The sequence below is a fragment of the Cellulomonas sp. P5_C6 genome, from assembly GCF_054049635.1.
Genome location: NZ_JBFULZ010000317.1, coordinates 1 through 2,459, shown reverse-complemented (window position 1 = coordinate 2,459; position 2,459 = coordinate 1). Strand labels below are relative to the sequence as shown.

Below are 2,459 nucleotides of genomic sequence, written 5' to 3'. Positions count from 1 at the left end.
ACGTTAAGGATTCGGGCAAGAGCGACCCTTTGCCGCTCGCGGCCGAGGTGTGGGCTGACATCAAAGACCGAACGAACCTTCAACTGATTGAGATGCTGGAAGACGACCTCCCGGCTCAGACCAAGGTCAGTCGCATCTGGGGCGATACCAAGGGCCAGGCCACCAACCGCGACTGCGCCCTGGTACTAGCGCGTAAGGACGGCGATCCGGACCTTGGTCAGACCGAGGTTGACTGGGACGAGCCCTACAAGGATGGTGGTCCCGACGCGACGCACGAACGCCTCCGACAGATCCGGCTCGCCTCGTAGTCGCATTGCCGCCAAGCTCTGCGTCGCCGGAAGCGATGTCGGTGTCCCGTGCGCTGAAGCCGGTACCGGGCTGGCGGGGACTCCTCGATGTCGTCGGAGTCCGCCTCAGCCGTTCGAGACACGTGCCTCGATGCACCGGCGAGGTGCGCCCTGCGGTCAGGCGAAAGGCCTAAGCTCGTTCTCGCGAGAGGAGGACCGGTGGCGCTGTCGGACCTGCACCTGGAAACGAACTACGAGTCGGGTAGGAATGTCCTGCTCGACGAGTTCTATATACCGTGCCTTCAGGAGGCAAATTCATACGACCGGGCAGCCGGTTACTTCTCGAGTACTCTTTATCACGTCGTGGCGATAGCTTTCACCGACTTTGTGAGGCGCGGTGGAAGAATGCGCCTGATCTGCTCGCCCGAACTCAGTCCCGCCGATTTTCAGGCGATGAAGGCCGGGGCTGAGGCCGCGCAGCTCGCGCAAAATGCAGTGCGCGAGGATCTCCTTTCCCTTTTGGAGAATCCGACGGTCGTTCCCGCCACAAAGTTGCTCGCGACGCTGATTGCGAACGAGATCGTCGATGTCCGGATCGCGTTTGCCGACGAGCCCGACGGWCTATTCCACGCTAAGGTCGGTGTTTTCAAGGATCCTCACGACAACCGAGTCTCATTCAACGGTAGTGTTAACGAGACCTGGCGGGGCTGGGGGAAGAATCATGAAACCTTCGACGCTTTTCGGAGCTGGGAAAGCGAACATGAATACTATCGAACTGTCACGCACGAGGATCTCTTCCAACAAGCGTGGCTCGGCCGGAATCCTCTAACTAGGATCGCTCGTCTTGAAGACGTAACACTTGAACACCTCCGATCGATCGCGGCCGATAAGGTCGATGCGGCAATCGACGATGTCCGCTCGTACGGCTCCCGGGTTTTGGGCCAGAAGAAATCGCGGACTCTCCTCGACCATCAGCTGCAAGTCCTCGAGGACTGGGCCGCGAAGGGGAATCGCGGCATTGTTAACTTCGCCACGGGCGCGGGAAAGACACTGACCGCCATCGAGGCCGTAAAGCGATGGTCCGGTGTGGGCGGTTCCGCGATTATTTTGGTCCCCGGCAAGGATCTTCATTCCCAGTGGATTCGAGAGATCGAATCGGAGCTACCAGACGCTCAGATCCTTCCCGCCGGAGCGGGCCATTCTAAATCCGACTGGGTCAATCTGCTGCCGGTCTTTACTGCACCAGCCACTTCCGCACTTGCCGCCCGAATCGTGGTAGCGACGAATCGGACATTCGCAAGTCCCGAGTTTCAGCGACGGATCAAGAGCGGAAAGCACCTGCTCGTCGTGGCCGATGAAATGCATCGTGCTGGGACCGCGCCGATTCTGGAGGGGCTGGAGAACACAGAGGTCGGCGCAACTCTTGGCCTGAGCGCCACGTTTCGACGGCAGTTCGATGAGCTCGGCACGGCCCGACTAGAAGCGTTCTTTGGTCCGGTCTTGTCGCCGGTAATTGGACTCGCGGAGGCCGTGTTAATGGGACTGCTTGTCCCGTACGACTATAGGCTGCACGAAGTCTCACTTGACGACGTCGAGCACGAAGAGTACGAGCGAATCTCTAAGCGCATCCGGCAGATGGTCGCGATGGGCTCATCTCTACAGGACGAGAGCGGTGGTCTCAGAAGGCTCTTGATCCAGCGCGCCAGGGTGTTGAAGAATGCTCGGGAGAAAGTACCGCGAGCGCTTTCGATTCTTCTCGAAGAGTACCGGGCCGGCGATCGGTGGCTCGTGTATTGCGACAATTTGACCCAGCTTCGGAACTTGTCCGCCGCCTGCCTTAGTGCAGGGCTGCCTGTCCTCGAGTTCTACGCCGGGATGCCGAGTGACCGGGGAGCCGTGATCAAGAGCCTTGGTAGCCATGGCGGCATCGTCGTCGCGATCCGCTGCCTCGACGAAGGCATCGACATACCCGTGACTGACCACGCGCTGATCCTCGCCAGCTCGACGGTCGAGCGAGAGTACATTCAGCGACGAGGTCGGGTACTTCGTCGTTCGCCAAGCACCGGCAAGGTCAGTGCCGAAGTGCACGACTTGATCTTGGTCGATGAGAACTCGGGAGCGCTGACGCGAGGTGAAGCGAGCCGCGCGCTCGAGTTTGCGCGTCTTGCGAGG

2 protein-coding genes are annotated in these 2,459 nt (G+C 60.1%); both read left to right on the top strand.

The window, feature by feature from the left end:
• Positions 1-308, top strand: a 308-nt coding sequence (locus ACXJKG_RS20655; protein WP_456847594.1) for a hypothetical protein, incomplete at its 5' end; no start/stop codon positions are given.
• A gap of 198 nt (positions 309-506) precedes the next feature.
• On the top strand, positions 507-2,459 hold a 1,953-nt coding region (locus ACXJKG_RS20650; RefSeq protein WP_456847593.1), incomplete at its 3' end, for a DEAD/DEAH box helicase family protein.